Raw genomic sequence first — 15,898 nt, forward strand, 5'->3', positions numbered from 1 at the left:
GCACCGGCGGCGTCCGGCCGGACGAACGCGTCCCGGCCGGACGAGGGGCCTGCGAGCGCCTTCGGGCGGACGAGGGGCCTGCGAGCGCCTTCGGGCGGACGAGGGGCCTGCGAGCGCCTTCGGGCGGACGAGGGGCCTGCGAGCGCCTTCGGGCGGGTGGGACGCGTGGCACGATGGTGGCATGCGTGATCTCGCGGCCGAATGGTCGGGACTCGCGGGCGGATCCCCAGCGGCTCTGGCCGTCGGGGCGGAGCTCGTCGGGCGGTGGTCGGAGCCGCACCGGCGCTACCACACGCTCGACCACCTGCGCTCGGTGCTCACGGCGATCGAGCCGATCGCCGTGTTCGCCGCCGATCCCGTGGCGGTGCGGCTGGCCGCCTGGTTCCACGACGCGGTGTACGACGGCAGGCCAGGCCGCGACGAGGAGCGCAGCGCCCAGCTCGCGCGGTCCCGCCTTCCCCGCCTGCTGCCGCTGCCGGGAACGGCCCGGCCCGAGCACCCTCCAGCGAGTGGCGCCGGGCGGCCTGCCGGCAGCGGTGACCGATGGTCTCCCGGGGGAGGTCTGGGGCTGGTCGGCGAGGTGGCCAGGCTCGTACGGCTGACGGCCACCCACGACCCGGCGCCGGGCGACCGCGACGGCGAGGTGCTCTGCGACGCCGACCTCGCGGTGCTGGCCGGGGCCGGGCCCGGGTACGACGCCTATGCCCGCGCCGTGCGGGAGGAGTACCGCCACGTGCCCGACGAGGCGTTCAGGGCGGGCAGGTCGCGGGTGCTGGAGAGCCTCCTCGCGATGCCCTCGCTGTACCGCACGCCGGTGGCGCGCGACCTGTGGGAGTCCTCGGCCCGCGAGAACGTACGGGCCGAGCTGGCCGCTCTGGCGTGAACCCGCCGAGGCCGTGACCGGCTCACGAGGCCGTGACCGCGTCAGGGGGTCGTGACCGGCGTCAGTGGGGTCGTGACCGGCGTCAGTGGGGTCGTGACCGGCGTCAGCAGGCCGTGCGGCGGCGGCGCCTCCGGAGGCCCGCGTCGGTCAGGCGCCTGACCAGCGTCCTGGAGTCCACCGGCTCGGCTCCCAGCTCGACCGCCCGCGCGTACACCGTCTCCGGTACGTCGTAGTGGTCGCGGTCGAACGCCCTGCCGGGCACGCCGAGCCGCCCCGCGAAGGCGTGCAGTTCCTCCAGCGAGGAGTCGCTGACCAGATGAGACCAGAGCAGGCCACGCGGCCCCGGCCAGTTGGGCGGATCGATGAGCATGGTCACACAGGGACGATACTGACACTCAGGTGCGTGAGGCGCTCTCAGAGGCCGAGGTCGTCGAGCTCCTTCATCAGGGCGGCCCGGGAGGGATCGCCGCTGGTGGCCGGTGGCCGCTCCAGGCCCCTGGCGGGGGAGCCGCCGACCGGCCTGGCGGCGGGCGCGCCCTGCGTGGCCGCCGCGGCGCGCGGACGCCGGTCGCGGAACAGCCAGCCGCCGAGGATGCCGCCGACGAAGCCGAACAGGTGCCCCTGCCAGCTGAACTCGTCGGTCGGCAGCAGCCCGGTGAACTGGTAGGCGAAGCAGAGCGCCATGACCAGCCCCACGACGATGTCGATGCGGTGCCGGTCGAAGATGCCCCGTACCAGGATGTAGCCGAAGTAGCCGAAGACCACGCCGCTGGCGCCCGCCGTGACGGTGAGCGGGTTGGACACGAACCACACGCCGAGGCCGCTCGCCACGGCGATCAGCGCGGTGACGCCGAGGAACTTCATCACCCCCCGGTAGGCGGCGAGGAAGCCGAAGACGAACAGCGGCCCCGAGTTGCCCTCGATGTGCGCCCAGCTCCAGTGCAGGAAGGGCGCGGAGACGATGTCGGGCAGCCGCGCCGGATCGCGCGCGGTGATGCCGAAGGACTGGCTGAGAGAGTAGCCGGAGGCCCAGTTGGCGATCTGCACGAGCCAGATGAAGGCGAGGAACCCCACCATGACCCAGAACGCCTTCTGGGCCTCGGCGACCATGATCTCGGCCTTCCGGTTTTCGGTGCCCACCCCTGCCTCCCTGACGGCGCGCACGCGCGCCGGAGTCCCTGCCGGCCGGACGGCCCGGACGTCGCTTCCGCAGGTATCTTCGCAAACTTCACACCAGGAGGGCCACCGGCCGCCGGTGACGGGGAGGCCGGCCGTACGGGAGAGCGTTGGCGCGCCAGGGCTGACCCGCTGTCAGGCCTGGCGCGCGAGCGGCTCACCTGCGGGTGCGTCCGGCGTGGTCGCTCAACTCTCGACGCGTTCGAGGATCACGACCGGGATCTCGCGGTCGGTCTTGGTCTGGTACTCGTCGTACTGCGGCCAGGTGGCCGTCATCAGCCGCCACACCTCGGGCTTCTCCTCCGGCGCCGCCGTGCGGGCACGCGCGCGGAACTTATCGCCCTCGACCTGGACCTCGACGTCCGGGTTCGCCACAAGATTGTGGTACCAGTCGGGTGACTTCGGGTCGCCGCCCTTGGACGCCACGACGACGTAGTCGTCACCGTGCTTCTGGTAGATCAGCGGGTTCGTGCGCGGCTGCCCGCTGTTGCGCCCCGTGGTGGTCAGCAACAGGACGGTCGTGCCGTTCCAGTCGTGGCCCTCCTTGCCGTCGGTCGCGCGATATCTGTCCACGTGCTCTTTGCCGTAAAGCATCGGTTCACCTTCCGAATCGACGTGTACTCCGGGTGGCCTACCCCAATGCGCCCCGCTGATCCGGCTCCCGGGGCACGCCCTCGGTGAACCGGGTGAGCGGGCGGGCGAAGGTGGCGCGGACGCAACCGGGTAGGGCTCAGGGTACGAAGGCAATCAGCGGGGGTGGTCAGATGACCCGGTGTCTGGTGACCGGCGCGACCGGCTACGTCGGCGGGAGGCTCGTGCCCGGGCTGCTGGACGCCGGTCACGAGGTGCGCTGCATGGTCCGCTCGGCGGACCGCCTGCGCGGCCAGGTGTGGCGCGACCGGGTGGAGGTCGCCGAGGCGGACGCCACCCGGGCACGGGAGACCCGCGCGGCGCTCGAAGGCGTGGAGATCGCCTACTACCTGATCCACACCATGGCCGCGGGCCGTGACTTCGCGGAGCGCGACCGGCGGGCCGCCACGACGTTCGCCGAGGCGGCCAGGGAGGCCGAGGTCCGCCGCATCGTCTACCTCGGCGGCCTGACCCCCGCCGAGCGGCCCTCGCCCCACATGAGGTCGCGCGCGGAGGTGGAGGCGATCCTCCTCGGCTCCGGGGTGCCGACGGTCGCGTTCAGGGCCTCGGTGATCATCGGATCGGGGTCGGTCTCCTTCGAGATGCTGCGGTATCTCACCGAGCGGCTCCCGGTCATGACGACGCCGCGCTGGGTGCGCACCCGCACCCAGCCCATCGCGATAAGGGACGTGCTCCGCTACCTGGTGAGGGCGGTGGACCTCCCCGAGGGGACGAACCGCCGGTTCGACATCGGCGGCCCCGGCGTCCTGACCTACGCCGAGATGATGCAGGGGTACGCCGCCGTGGCCGGGCTGCCTCCCCGGCTCATCATCCCCGTACCGCTGCTCACGCCCAGCCTGTCCAGCCACTGGGTCGGCCTGGTCACGCCCGTCCCCGCCGGGGTGGCGCGGCCGCTGGTGGAGTCGCTGCGCAACGAGGCCGTCTGCCGGGAGCACGACATCGCCGGGTACATCCCGGACCCGCCGCAGGGGCTGATCGGGTTTTGCGAGGCGGTGCGGCTGGCCCTGCATCGCATCAAGGAGGCCGACGTGGCCACGCGCTGGTCGTCGGCCTCGACGCCCGGCGCGCCGAGCGACCCGCTGCCCACCGACCCCGACTGGGCGGGCGGCAGCCTGTACGCCGACGAGCGCACCGAGGTGGTCGACGCGCCGCCCGAGGCGCTCTGGCGGGTGATCGAGGGCATCGGGGGCGAGACCGGGTGGTACTCCCTGCCGCTCGCCTGGCGGGTACGGGGCCTGTTCGACCGTGCCGTCGGCGGGGTCGGGCTCCGCAGGGGCAGGCGCGACCCCTGCCGGCTCCGGGTCGGCGACGCGCTGGACTTCTGGCGGGTGGAGGAGATCGAGCCCGGCCACCTGCTCCGGCTGCGGGCCGAGATGCGGCTGCCCGGGCTCGCCTGGCTGGAGCTGACCTGCCGGCGGCAGGACGGCCGGACCGTGTACGGCCAGCGGGCGATCTTCCATCCGCGGGGCCTGTTCGGTCACCTGTACTGGTGGGGCGTGTACCCCTTCCACGGGTTCATCTTCGGCGGCATGCCCGGCAACGTCGCCAGGGCCGCGGTGGCCTGGGCCGCGCGGCCTCCCGAGGTGAAAGTTTCACCTCGGGACCTCGGGTAATCCCTGGTCAGGGGGTGGGGGAGAGCCGGTCCTCCGCGCCGGCGCTGTTCCGTGGGCGTGAGCCCGTCCTAGGGTCGGCAATAAATGGGAGCGCTCCCACCACCTCGTCCCCCGGAGTCAAGATGAAACGCCGAGCACTGCGAGCCCTGACGGCCGTCCTCGCCGCCGCGGGCTCGATCCTCATGACGGTGGTGGTGACCGGCCCGGCCAGGGCGGACACCGTGATCTGCGAGAAGTACGGCGCGACCACGATCGCGGGCGGCAAGTACGCGGTGATCAACAACAACTGGGGCGACGACACCCAGCAGTGCATCAACGTCACCTCCACCGGGTTCACCGTCACCCAGGCGAGCCACAACAAGCCGCAGAACGGTGCCCCGGGCTCCTACCCCGCGGTCTACGCCGGCTGCCACTACGCCAACTGCACCGCCGGGAGCGGGCTGCCGCTGCGCGTGTCGGACAGCAGGTTCGCCGGCATCCAGACCAGCGTCAGCATGACCTACCCGTCGACGGCGGGAGTGTACGACGCGTCGTACGACATCTGGTTCGACCCGACGGCGCGCACCGACGGGCAGAACACCGGGGCCGAACTGATGGTCTGGCTCAACCACACCGGGTCGGTCCAGCCGGTCGGCTCCAAGGTCGCCACCGTGAACCTCGCGGGCGGCACCTGGGACGTGTGGTTCGGCAACAGCGGCTGGAACGTCATCTCGTACGTGCGCACCTCGCCGGCCAGCTCGATCAGCTTCCCCGTCAGCGCGTTCTACAACGACATGCTGAGCCGGGGGTACGCCCAGAGCTCCTGGTACATCACCAGCGTGCAGGCCGGGTTCGAGCCGTGGGTCGGCGGCACGGGCCTCGCGGTGAACAGCTTCTCCTACAGCATCGGCACCGGTGGCGGCGGGGACACGACCGCGCCGAGCGCGCCCTCCAACCTGACCGCCTCCAACGTGACCTCCAGCGGCGTGAGCCTGTCGTGGAGCCCGTCCACCGACAACGTCGGCGTCACCGGGTACGACGTCTACCGGGGCAGCACCGTGGTCGGCACGGCGAGCGGCACGTCCTACAACGCCACCGGGCTCTCGGCCTCGACGTCGTACTCCTTCTCGGTGCGGGCCCGCGACGCGGCGGGCAACACCTCGCCGGCCTCCAACACCGTCACGGTGACCACCACCCCGGGCGGCGGCGGGGGCGGCGGGGCGTGCAAGGTCGCCTACGTCAAGAACGAGTGGGCGGGCGGCTTCACGGCCAACGTGACCGTCACCAACACCGGCACGAGCGCGGTGAACGGCTGGACCCTCGCCTTCTCCTTCCCCGGCGACCAGAAGGTGACCAGCGCCTGGAACGCCACCGTGACGCAGAGCGGCGCCGCCGTGACCGCCAAGAACGTGGCGCACAACGGGTCGATCCCGGCCGGGGGCAACACCTCGTTCGGCTTCCAGGGCACCTGGGGCTCCAGCGATGCCTCCCCGACCGCGTACACGTTGAACGGGTCCGCCTGCACGCTCGGCTGATCCCTGTCGCCTCGCGGGGCCGGGTACGGCAATGCCGTACCCGGCCCTTCTTGTATTCCTCCTGATTAAGGACACGGACTGTCACCGCTTTCCGGTATTCATCCCTTTCCTGCTTACCTGCTGTATCGGTTCACGCGGCAGGTAAACCGATTAGCGGATTCGGGCGTCTGACGCGCTTGCGCTGGTGAAAGCAGTGGAAATTTACGAGTCTTGGGCAAAGTGGTGCGGATGGTGGTCTTTTACCTATAACCTCGGCAATCCAGCGGGGAACGGCCGGAATCCGAGGGAAAAGCGTGGCTCTGTCGTGGGTGGACCTGCCGATAGGTCGCGTGGTGCGACTTTCAGGGGTGAATGCCGACGCCACCGCATTGTCGATCGAACCGCCCCCTGACGGCGCGCCCGCGATTCTCACGTACTTCCCGGACGCGGCGAGTTCCGTGGCCGAAATGGTGGCCACGGTCCTGCGTGAACTCGAAAAGGCCGCCGTCGAGTTGTTCCCGGCCTGGCTGCCGGGCGCGGAGGGCATCGACGGGCCGGGCGGCGCGGGGGTCCGCGCCGCGCGTGCCCTCGCCATGCGACTGGCCGCGACCAGCCACCACTTCGGCCCCTTCCTCGCCGACCTGGCCGAGCTGTCACTGGCGGGCCCGCCGCGCCGGCCCGCCCGGTTCGGCGCCGAGGTACGGGCCGCCGGTCTCGCGCGGGTGCTCGCGTCCAGCTTCGGCCGGCGCGACGCCTCGATCCTCATGCAGGTGCCCGAGGGGCTCTCTCCCTTCGAGGAAGAGGTGCTGGTCGCCGGATGCGAGTGGCTGGCCGAACGAGGCGGGTTCGGCATCTGGCTGGCGGGGCCCGCCCTCGCCGCCGTGGACCGGGTCGAGACGGTGACGCCGCACCTGCCCGCCAAGGCGGACGTCCTCGGCCGGGAGGCGCCGCCGCTGCCCGAAGGCGGCCGTCCGCTGAGGTACCCGGCCGTCGCCGGAATGCCGCATCCGGGCAGCAAGGCCGAGCGGGCCCTTGAGACGGCGCTCGCGCAGTGCTCGTGGGCAGGTGGACGGGCGTGGAACCAGACCTACCAGTCGCACGCCCTCGCCAACCCCATCCGGGTCGACCTTCTGTGGCAGGAGGAGCGGTGTGTGGTCGAGATCGACGGCCACGAGCATCGGGCCTCGCTCAAGTTCGAGAAGGACCGGCACCGCGACGTGCAACTCCAGCTCGACGGCTACGCCGTCCTGCGCTTCACGAACAACCAGGTCTTAACCGATACAGAAGCCGTCGTCGGCCAAGTGAGGCGCTTCCTCCACGGCCGCCGCTCCCCAACATTCGAAGGATCACAACGTGTCTGACGACAAGCTGTCGCTCTCAGAAACCGCCTTCCTCCTGATACTGACGCAGGAGGCGGGAGAGGTATCCAACACCGAGCTGCAGGAGCGCTATGGGCTGACGCTCACCGGCAAAGAGCGCCTGCACTTGAACGACTTGAAGCTGGTGGAGAGCTGGAAGAAGGGGCGCGCGTACGTCCACGTATTGACAGACGCGGGCTGGGCGCGCCTGAGCGAGGAACTCCGCACCGGTATCGCGAAGCCCACGGGCAGAGTGGCATTGGTGGTGTACATCGCGCTATCTGTGGTGCTTGGCGGTCTCCACAACTACATGGGTCGGACCGGCAACAGGCTGTCCGACATCTTCGGCCAATCGAGCACCCCTCCTTCAATCGCCGATTCGCCGCAGGTGGCTTCGTCTACAGAGGTCGAACCGGTGCCGGCGCGCCAACCCGCGCCGTCCGCTGATTCCGCCGTCGAGGCGCGCATTCGGGCCGCCTATGCCGAGTTGGCTGAGAAGCCGGGCACCTGGATCGGGCTCACCGAGATCCGGGAGCTCATCTCCGACCTGCCGAGAGCAGCGGTCGACCAAACGCTCAGGCTGATGAACCGCATGCCCGACGTGACCCTCATCCCCGAGTCCAACCAGAAGACCCTCTCTCAGGAGGACCGCGAGGCGGCGGTGACCATCGGCGACCAGGCGAAGCACGCGCTCTGGATTGGAGCATGATGACGGGCGACGAGCGGCGTGCCCTGGAGGCGCTCAGATTCAACTGGGTCGAGGGTCCGGGTGACGTGTGGCATCCCTCGGAATTTCATGTCGACGGCCTGCATCGCAGCACAGTGCAGGCGATTCTCGACGGGTTGGCGGAGGCTGGCGACAGCGTGCACGCGAGCCCCATCGGAGTGGCCGTCCAGGGGGGACGCGGAACCGGCAAGACGCACCTGCTCGGCTGGGTGCGGGAGAAGGTTCAGCAGGAAGGCGGCTACTTCTTCCTGGTGGGCCTGCTCGACGCCAAGGACTTCTGGGAAAGCGTCGTGGTCTCGATGCAGGACAGCCTGGCGCGCGAGGTCGACGGCGAGAGCCAGCTCAGGATGTTCCTGCGGCGCCTGTCCTCGCTGGTGGGCGTGCAACGGCTTTCCCGGCGGGAGTTGATCGGGAAGGCGCCGCTTTCGAGAGAGGCCTTGGACGCCTTCGTGGACGCGTTGCGCCGCTTCGACCCGCGCGTGGGCGGTGACGTACAGGACACCGCTCGCGCACTGGTCCTGTGTGCCTCCGACGACTGGCGGGCGCAGGATGTCGGTCTCACGTACCTGTCTTCGAACTCCGAAGAGGAACCGGGCGAGCGCGCCAAGTGGGGGATGCGGCAGACCCGCAAAACGCCGCAGGAGATCGTCCGGGACATCTCTCGGCTCCTCGCCTTCACCGGGCCATCCGTGATCGCCGTAGACCAGATCGACGTCCTCATCGCGCAGGCGTCCATCAACAGCAGGAACAGGGAGAAGGCCCAAGGCTGGCGCGAGGCACTCGTTATCGAGCAGGTCGCGGGGGGCCTGATGGCCCTGCGGGAGTACACCCACCGCACGCTCATCATGGTCTCGTGCATCCCGCCGACCTGGATCTTCATCAAGGAGATCGCGACCGATACGGTCCAGGACCGGTTCCGGGAGACGGTGCCGCTCATGGCGATCCCCGATGCCAAGATCGGCCACGACCTGATTGAGAAGAGGTTCACAGCGCGGTTCCGTAAGATCGGTTTCCGCCCTCCCTATCCAACCTGGCCGGTGAAACCGTCCGCATTCGATGAAGCCCCCGACTTCAACCCCCGGGAACTCCTCAAGAAGATCGACAGCCACATCCAGGGCTGCCTGCTGAGTGGTGTGGTCAAAGAGCTGGAGTGCCTGGCCGACCCGATCGCGACGGGCGACGAAATCTTTCTCCCTCATGGACCGGTGTCGCCTCTGCCTGATCTGTCCGCACTGGACATCCGATTTGCGGAACTGGTGAAGAAGGCGGATGCCAAACCGGCCCTCGACTTCACGACCGAGGACGCCGAGATGCCGAAACTCCTGTCCGCGGGGCTCGCCGCCTGGATCGCCGGGCAGGGCGAGGCCGGGAAGGAGTTCGACCAGGACGCGGCGCCCAGTTCCAAGCCCTCTCTGCACGCGCGACTCCGCCGCAGCCTGAATGAGCACAACGAAGACGAGGCGCACTGGTCCTTTCGCGCGATCGCGGCTCCCAACGCGATAGCCGCGCTCAACCGGCTGCGCACCGCCTGCGTGGCGGCCGGACTGGACGCCGAGGTGCCGCAACGACGGCTGTTCGTCCTGCGAAATGACGATTGGTCTCCCGGTGTTCGTACGCAGGAGGCTGTCGCGGCGTTCGAGAAGGCCGGTGGCAGGGCCCTTCCCGTCGGGAAGGACGATCTGAAGAGACTTGCGGCGCTGCGTGATCTGCTGGCTGAGAATCCCCCGAACCTGCATGCGTGGCTCGTGGAGCGAAAGCCTGCCAACAAGATCGTGCTGTTCAAAGAGACCCTGGGTGAGAACGGGGACGCTCCTTCCGGAAGTGCCGAGGACGTCGGCCCGCTCACGGGGTCGTCCATGCCATCGGCGGACGCCGGGCGCCCCACGACAACGGCCGCGAATGGGGCCTCCGGCTCCTCGACATCCGTCGAGGAGCCGGAGGGTGACACCTGGAGCGTTCCCACGGGGCGCGGTGACGAGGCATCGGTTCCGACACCGCCCCCGGCGAAGAAGACGGTCATGGGATTCGTGCCGCCCATCACGATCGGTACGACCATCACGGGCGCCAGGGCCGTCAGCGTGGAGCTGGAAGCGCTCCGCAAGCACACCGCGATCTTCGCCGGATCGGGGTCGGGCAAGACCGTGCTGATCCGGCGTCTGGTCGAGGAGTGCGCGATCCAGGGCGTCTCGGCCATCGTGCTCGACCCCAACAACGACCTCGCGCGGCTCGGGGACGGGTGGCCGGAGGAGCCGCCGCACTGGGGGATGGGAGACGCGGGGAAGGCCAAGGACTATCTGGCGAACACCGACGTCGTGGTCTGGACGCCGCTGCGCGACGCGGGACGTCCGCTCAGCTTCCAGCCTCTGCCCGACTTCAACAGCGTCGTGGACGATCCCGACGAGTTCCGCGAGGCCGTGGACGCCGCCGTCGCGTCCATCGCTCCCCGCGCCAAGCTCGTGGGCAACACCAACAAGGTGCATCAGGGTCTCGCCGTGCTCCGCGAGACGCTGCGGTACTACGGACGGCGAGGTCCGACGAGCCTGCGGGGCCTCATCGACGTCCTCGCCGCGCTGCCGGACGGGGTGAGCGAGCTTCTCCACGCGGAGAGGCTCGCGGCCGACATCGCGCAGAACCTCACCGCGGCCATGGTGAACGATCCGCTGTTCGGTGGCGCCGGTGTTCCCATGGACCCGGGCATCCTGCTGACCCCGCCCGAGGGAAAGCGGGCTCGCGTGTCGGTGATCAGCCTCGTCGGCCTGCCGTCCGACGACCAGCGGCAGAGCTTCGTCAACCAGTTGCAGATGGCGCTGTTCGCATGGATCAAGAAGCATCCGGCCGGCGACCGCCCGCTGGGTGGTCTGTTCGTCATGGACGAGGCGCAGACGTTCGCGCCGTCCGGGGCGATGACCGCCTGTACGCAGAGCACGCTGGCGCTGGCGTCCCAGGCCCGCAAGTACGGGCTCGGGCTGGTGTTCGCGACCCAGGCTCCGAGAGGGCTGCACAACCGCATCCCGGGGAACTCCGCGACGCAGTTCTTCGGCCTGCTGAACAGCCCGACACAGATCGACGCCGCGAGGGAGATGGCCCAGGCCAAGGGCAGTCACATCACCGACATCGGCCGCCTGAGCACCGGGCAGTTCTACGCGGCGGTCGAGGGGGCGAGGTTCGAGAAGATGCAGGCCCCCCTGTGCCTGAGCCACCATCCCAAGAGCCCGCTCACCACCGAAGAGGTCATCGGCAGGGCCAGAAGGTCGATGGGTACCAGCCCCGGGTAACAGCAGTCCTGGCCTGAGTGCGGGCAGAGCTGGGACAACGCGCCGATGTGGAACCAGGGCAGAACGGAGTAACGGGCAGAGCTGGGGAAACGGCCGACCTGGGTTAAGCGGGTCAAGAAGGGTTGAGGTGGTGGGGTGCGAAGGGGGCCGGGGTTCCGGCCCCCTTCGCACCGGCCCGGTCGAGACCACGCCCGCTCATCCGGTGCGCGGTACGAGCTGGCATACGGTCCTGTGCGGTTCGAGCCGGCGGCTTCACGCCGTCGTCGGTGTTCTCCGAGGCGGGTTTGATGCCGAACATGACTCCCCGTTCTGTGCTGGGCAAGATCGCCCTCAGGTCACAGAGATATCACGGGATACATCACCATAAACGAAACGGTGCAGTGAAAGTGGCCTATGGCGCACTGCCCTATGTGAGGCTTTCGGGCGGCCGCAGACCCGTTCTCGCGTCTGCTCGATCGCGTCATTACGTAGACGGATATGTCGCTCCTGCGGGAGACTGGCGGGGTTGATCACCGGTTGGGTGGGGGCGCGGGCAGGTGGCGTGATGACGCGTTCCCGCTCCTGACGTACGACGGGGGCACCCCCATGAGCCCGAGCCTCATGACCGGGACGGACCCGGGGCCGTTTCAGCTCCGGCGGAACACCCGCGACCTCCCGCAGGCGGTCGAGACGCTGGCCAAGGCGCTGCCCGTCCGCGATCTGAAGACCGTGCTGGCCCAGGCCAACCGCACCGCGACCTACAAGGGCACGACGACGGCCTTCGGTTCGATGTCGCCGAAACCGGCCGACTGGTACTGCTTCGAGCCCGGCGACAACGACACCACCGACTGGTACCCGCAGGGGGTGGCCTCCAGCTCCGAGGCCGGGCGCACGGACGTCCAGGCGTTCGCCGTCACCTGGTACTGGAAACCGGACGGCGCGGCGACCGAGCGGGGAGTCCGGGTCTCGTTTCTCAGCGCGACGACCAGGAAGTACCGGCACGTGCTGCTCGTCGAGCCCAAGGGCACCTCGTACGGCGCGATCAACATCCACGCGGGCGGCATCGCCTGGTACGGGAATCTGGTCTACGTCGTCGACACCTCGCGGGGGGTGCGGGTGTTCGACACCCGGCACATCTACGAGGTGAGCGGCGACGACGACAAGATCGGCCTGAAGAACGGGAAGTACCACGCGTTCGGCTACCGGTACGTGATGCCGCAGGTGGACGCCTGGAGCGCCGCCGGGGCCGCCCGGTACTCCTTCGCCGCCGTCGACAGGAGCCTCACTCCGCACATGCTGGTCTCGGGGGAGTACGTCGACCCGGCCGGCGAGCCTGGCAGGACCGGGCGCGTGGCGCGCTGGGCGCTCGCCTCGGACGGCACGCTCGTCGCCGGGGCCGACGGCCTGGCGAACGCGGCCGACGCCTTCACCCTTCCGGCGGCCAAGATCCAGGGCGCGCTGTCGTACAAGGGCCGGTGGTACCTCAGCCAGGCGGCGTCCTCGACCAAGAACGGGTCGCTCCTGGTGGTCCCCTCGGGGCAGCCCGCCCAGGTCAAGAGGTTCCCGATCGGCCCGGAAGACCTCACCTGCTGGAACGAGAAGAACCAGCTGTGGAGCGTGACCGAGTTCAAGGGCCGCCGGGTCGTGTTCGCCGTCCCGGTCTGAGACGCGGGCCTCGTGCGCCCCGGAACCTTGACGGATCTTGCCGGTGGGGTCAAAATCCAGCACATAGTTAGGGAGGCTCCTTAACTAAACGCCCCCCGGAGATACCGATGGTCAGGTTCGACAGGCGTACCTGGGTGAGAACGCGGCTGGTCGGCGCGCTCGTGCTGGCGATGACCGCCGGGGGAGGGATCCACGCGCTGGCGGGGTCCGCTTCCACGGGCGGCGTCGCGGCGGCGGCCGTCGCCCCCTCGGCCCTGGACGGGTACAAGATCCAGTCATCGTCCAAGGTCACCGACCCGGCCGCCACGATCTCCACCCCCGGCTACGCGGCGTCCGGATGGTATCCGGTGGGGCCGCGTTCCACGGTCCTGGCCGGCCTGCTGAAGAACGGGTAGTACCCGGACCTGTTCTACCGGGATGTGGGTCAGTGCTCCCGCCTTTAGGCGGGAGGTGAAGGCCCACGCGGGGGTGCCCTGTGGGGCGCGGGCGTGTCTGAACCTTAGCGGGTGGGCCGGTCCTGGCCCTGGATGTACTTCCTGACGGTGGCGAGGTTGGCTCCGCCGGTTGAGCCCGCGTAGTAGGAGCGGGACCAGAAATGTCGGTCCCATAGGTACTTGCGGATGTGGGAGTCGTATTCCTTGCGCAGGTAGCGGGCGGAGACGCCCTTGAGGGAGTTCACCAAGATGGAGAGTGCGACCTTGGGTGGGAAGTCGACGAGCAGGTGGACGTGGTCGTCGGCGCCGTTGAACTCCACCAGCTCGCATCCGAAGTCGGCGCAGACGTTCCTCATGATCTGTTCGCAGCGAGTCAGCATCGGCTCGGTGAAGACGTTGTGACGGTGTTTGGTTAGGAAAACGAGATGGACACTGAGTTCATGAACGCAGTGTCTTCCCCTGCGTATATCAGGGTTTTGCTCCATGACACCAAATGATACGATCATAGTGTGGAGATGGTGAGACAGGCGCGTGCGCACGTCGCGCGCCTGGACCTGGACAAGCGGCAATCAGCCGTTTTGGACGGTCAGGCGCACGCCGCGCGTGCCTTGTGGAACCTGCTCCATGAGTTCACGACCTTCCGCCAGGGCCGGTTGGCGTCACTGAAGGAGTGCGACGCGGCGATTCGCCAGGCCCGCCGCGAGATCGAGTGGATGGGGCAGCTCCCCGCTCAGGCTGCGCAAGCCGTACTGAAGACCTACCGGCAGGCGTGGGCGAACTTCTTCAACCCCGACCACCCGGCCAAGCGCCCGACGTTCAAGGGCCGGTTCCGGTCCCGGATGGCCGTGGATGTCCCCCAGGCCCGCGACTTGCAGATCACCCGGATCAACCGCAGGTGGGGTGCGGTGAACCTGCCCAAGGTCGGGCGGGTGAGGTTCCGGTGGGCAAAAGACCTGCCGGGCGTCACCAAGGGCGGGCCATCGGGGAGGATCACCGGGGCTCGCCTGGTGAAACAAGCCCACGGGTGGAACATCGTGTTCCGTACCGAGCTGCTGGTATCGGCCCCGGTACCGCACACCGGGCCGAAGGCCGGCATGGACCGGGGCATCACGGTCCCCCTCGCCCTGTCAAACGGGGAACACCTTCGGCACGGCCCGTGGCTCACCAGCGGGCAGAGCGAGCGGCTCTTGCGTCTGGAGCGCAAAAGCGCCCGCCAGCGCGCCACCCGCGAGAAAGGCAACCCGGTCTCCAACCGGGAACGCCGCACCTACGACCAGATCGCCCGGCTCCGCGCGACAGCCAAGCGCCGAGCCGTCGACTGGCAGCATCAGACCACGACCGACCTCGCGCGGCGGTTCAGCGTGATCGTGGTCGAAGACCTGAAGATCACCAACATGATGGCCTCGGCGTCTGGGACCGTGCAGGAGCCGGGGGTCAACGTCGCCCAGAAGCGGGGCCTGAACCGCTCGATCGCGGGCCAGGCGTGGGGCCGGACGGTGGAGTTGCTGACCTACAAGACCGCCGGCCGTGGCGGCCTGGTCGCCAAGGTCCGCCCGCACGGCACCAGCCAAGAGTGCCACCGCTGCCACACCACCACCCCAGGATCACGCGAAACGCAGTCGCGGTTCGCGTGCAAGAACCTGGCGTGCGGATGGATCGGCAACGCCGACACCAACGCCGCCCGAAACCAGCTTCATCGGTACAACTCTGCCGCCGGATGGGCGGTCACAGGACGTGGAGACTCCGGGATACCGGGGCCTGTGAAGCGTCAAGCATCCTGTCCCACAGTCTCGCCCGCACCCGCGCTGCGAGCTGCTGCGTAAGCAGCACAGGAATCCTCCACGCTCGACGGGGGTGACGTCCTCCAGCGTGTCGCTGGCGTGGGACGCCTCGACCGACAACGTGGCGGTGACCGGGTACGACGTGTACAACGGAGCCTCGGTCGCGGCGTCGGCGGGCGGCACGTCCGTGACGGTGACCGGGCTGTCGCCGGCCACGTCGTACACGTTCACGGTGAAGGCCAGGGACGCGGCGGGCAACGCCTCGGCCGCCTCCGCCGCCGTCACGGCGACCACCTCGGGGGCCACCACGGAGACGCTGCTCTCGCAGGGCAGGCCGGCCACGGCCTCCTCCACCGAGAGCTCGTCCTACGGCGCCGCCAAGGCCTTCGACGGCGACACCACCTCGACCCGGTGGGCGTCGGCGGAGGGCCACGACCCCGAGTGGCTGCGCGTCGACCTCGGCGCCACCCGCTCGATCACGCGCGTCAAGCTGTACTGGGAGGCGGCGTACGGCAGGTCGTACCAGGTCCAGGTGTCCGGTGACGGCACCACCTGGACGAACCTGTACACCACGACCACCGGCGACGGCGGCGCCGACGACCTCACGGGGCTGTCGGGATCGGGCCGGTACGTGCGGGTGAACGGCACGGCGCGCGGCACGTCCTACGGGTACTCGCTGTACGAGATGCAGGTCTACGGCACCTAGAGAAGACCACCTCTCGCGGAGGCCGCACGCCCGTGGCGTGCGGCCTTTCCGGCTTGAAGCCCTTGCACGTCCCTTGCAACCTGAAGCGTCAAGCGGCCTTCAATGAACGTGCAGGTGGAGGCCGATATCACTGGGTGTGCAAGCAAGTTCCCCCGGG

14 protein-coding genes are annotated in these 15,898 nt (G+C 69.3%); 10 read left to right on the top strand and 4 right to left on the bottom strand.

Features of this window, described 5'->3' with window-relative positions; genetic code table 11:
- Window positions 1–181 precede the first annotated feature (181 nt).
- Window positions 182–883, top strand: coding sequence for a metal-dependent phosphohydrolase (locus ACOZ38_RS15445; RefSeq protein WP_424531353.1), 702 nt, complete (start codon window positions 182–184; stop codon window positions 881–883).
- Between the two features lie 103 nt (window positions 884–986).
- Here the strand turns inward: ACOZ38_RS15445 and ACOZ38_RS15450 are convergent, their stop codons facing one another.
- The 3 genes from ACOZ38_RS15450 to ACOZ38_RS15460 all read right to left on the bottom strand — a co-directional run bounded on the left by ACOZ38_RS15450 (window position 987) and on the right by ACOZ38_RS15460 (window position 2,653).
- Entirely contained in the window at window positions 987–1,259 is a 273-nt protein-coding gene (locus tag ACOZ38_RS15450; RefSeq protein ID WP_424531354.1) for a DUF4031 domain-containing protein, read from the bottom strand.
- A 38-nt stretch (window positions 1,260–1,297) separates the two neighbouring features.
- Complete coding sequence (locus tag ACOZ38_RS15455; protein WP_424531355.1) at window positions 1,298–2,023, bottom strand: rhomboid family intramembrane serine protease; 726 nt, start codon at window positions 2,021–2,023, stop codon at window positions 1,298–1,300.
- Between the two features lie 222 nt (window positions 2,024–2,245).
- Window positions 2,246–2,653, bottom strand: coding sequence for a nitroreductase family deazaflavin-dependent oxidoreductase (locus tag ACOZ38_RS15460; protein ID WP_424531357.1), 408 nt, complete (start codon window positions 2,651–2,653; stop codon window positions 2,246–2,248).
- A 170-nt stretch (window positions 2,654–2,823) separates the two neighbouring features.
- Between ACOZ38_RS15460 and ACOZ38_RS15465 the strand changes: the two genes are divergently transcribed.
- The 7 genes from ACOZ38_RS15465 (at window position 2,824) to ACOZ38_RS15495 (ending at window position 13,215) form a co-directional block, all read left to right on the top strand.
- Complete coding sequence (locus ACOZ38_RS15465) at window positions 2,824–4,323, top strand: SDR family oxidoreductase (protein ID WP_424531359.1); 1,500 nt, start codon at window positions 2,824–2,826, stop codon at window positions 4,321–4,323.
- A gap of 122 nt (window positions 4,324–4,445) precedes the next feature.
- Window positions 4,446–5,837: a GH12 family glycosyl hydrolase domain-containing protein gene (locus tag ACOZ38_RS15470; protein ID WP_424531360.1), complete on the top strand. Its 1,392-nt coding sequence runs from the start codon at window positions 4,446–4,448 to the stop codon at window positions 5,835–5,837.
- A gap of 332 nt (window positions 5,838–6,169) precedes the next feature.
- Complete coding sequence (locus ACOZ38_RS15475; RefSeq protein WP_424531361.1) at window positions 6,170–7,177, top strand: endonuclease domain-containing protein; 1,008 nt, start codon at window positions 6,170–6,172, stop codon at window positions 7,175–7,177.
- Window positions 7,170–7,883, top strand: a complete 714-nt coding sequence (locus ACOZ38_RS15480) for a hypothetical protein (RefSeq protein ID WP_424531363.1) — start codon at window positions 7,170–7,172, stop codon at window positions 7,881–7,883. The genes ACOZ38_RS15475 and ACOZ38_RS15480 overlap by 8 nt, the downstream gene beginning before the upstream one ends.
- On the top strand, window positions 7,880–11,176 hold the full coding sequence (locus ACOZ38_RS15485; protein WP_424531364.1) for a helicase HerA domain-containing protein: 3,297 nt from the start codon (window positions 7,880–7,882) through the stop codon (window positions 11,174–11,176). Before ACOZ38_RS15480 ends, ACOZ38_RS15485 begins: the two co-directional genes overlap by 4 nt.
- A 600-nt stretch (window positions 11,177–11,776) precedes the next feature.
- Window positions 11,777–12,820, top strand: a complete 1,044-nt coding sequence (locus ACOZ38_RS15490) for a hypothetical protein (RefSeq protein ID WP_424531366.1) — start codon at window positions 11,777–11,779, stop codon at window positions 12,818–12,820.
- Window positions 12,821–12,927: 107 nt separating this feature from the next.
- Window positions 12,928–13,215 (top strand): hypothetical protein, encoded by a 288-nt coding sequence (locus tag ACOZ38_RS15495; protein ID WP_424531367.1) that lies wholly within the window; start codon window positions 12,928–12,930, stop codon window positions 13,213–13,215.
- A 104-nt stretch (window positions 13,216–13,319) separates the two neighbouring features.
- Here ACOZ38_RS15495 and tnpA read toward each other — a convergent pair whose 3' ends face one another.
- Window positions 13,320–13,739 (bottom strand): IS200/IS605 family transposase, encoded by a 420-nt coding sequence (gene tnpA / locus ACOZ38_RS15500; RefSeq protein WP_424531368.1) that lies wholly within the window; start codon window positions 13,737–13,739, stop codon window positions 13,320–13,322.
- A gap of 30 nt (window positions 13,740–13,769) precedes the next feature.
- On the opposite strand from tnpA, the gene ACOZ38_RS15505 reads away from it, so the two are divergent.
- Both ACOZ38_RS15505 and ACOZ38_RS15510 read left to right on the top strand, forming a co-directional pair.
- A complete protein-coding gene (locus ACOZ38_RS15505; protein ID WP_424537020.1) occupies window positions 13,770–15,077 on the top strand; it encodes an RNA-guided endonuclease InsQ/TnpB family protein in 1,308 nt (435 codons plus the stop codon).
- A 31-nt stretch (window positions 15,078–15,108) separates the two neighbouring features.
- Window positions 15,109–15,741: a discoidin domain-containing protein gene (locus ACOZ38_RS15510; RefSeq protein WP_424531370.1), complete on the top strand. Its 633-nt coding sequence runs from the start codon at window positions 15,109–15,111 to the stop codon at window positions 15,739–15,741.
- Window positions 15,742–15,898: the final 157 nt, after the last annotated feature.

The organism is Sphaerisporangium viridialbum (assembly GCF_049674955.1).
Lineage (GTDB): Bacteria > Actinomycetota > Actinomycetes > Streptosporangiales > Streptosporangiaceae > Sphaerisporangium > Sphaerisporangium viridialbum.

What these genes read in the sequence shown, in the direction of transcription:
- ACOZ38_RS15445 (WP_424531353.1), top strand. Translation starts at nt 182, where the DNA reads ATGCGTGATCTCGCGGCCGAATGGTCGGGACTCGCGGGCGGATCCCCA.
- ACOZ38_RS15460 (WP_424531357.1), bottom strand. Translation starts at nt 2,653, where the DNA reads ATGCTTTACGGCAAAGAGCACGTGGACAGATATCGCGCGACCGACGGC.
- ACOZ38_RS15465 (WP_424531359.1), top strand. Translation starts at nt 2,824, where the DNA reads ATGACCCGGTGTCTGGTGACCGGCGCGACCGGCTACGTCGGCGGGAGG.
- ACOZ38_RS15470 (WP_424531360.1), top strand. Translation starts at nt 4,446, where the DNA reads ATGAAACGCCGAGCACTGCGAGCCCTGACGGCCGTCCTCGCCGCCGCG.
- ACOZ38_RS15485 (WP_424531364.1), top strand. Translation starts at nt 7,880, where the DNA reads ATGATGACGGGCGACGAGCGGCGTGCCCTGGAGGCGCTCAGATTCAAC.
- ACOZ38_RS15490 (WP_424531366.1), top strand. Translation starts at nt 11,777, where the DNA reads ATGACCGGGACGGACCCGGGGCCGTTTCAGCTCCGGCGGAACACCCGC.
- ACOZ38_RS15495 (WP_424531367.1), top strand. Translation starts at nt 12,928, where the DNA reads ATGGTCAGGTTCGACAGGCGTACCTGGGTGAGAACGCGGCTGGTCGGC.
- tnpA (WP_424531368.1), bottom strand. Translation starts at nt 13,739, where the DNA reads ATGGAGCAAAACCCTGATATACGCAGGGGAAGACACTGCGTTCATGAA.
- ACOZ38_RS15505 (WP_424537020.1), top strand. Translation starts at nt 13,770, where the DNA reads ATGGTGAGACAGGCGCGTGCGCACGTCGCGCGCCTGGACCTGGACAAG.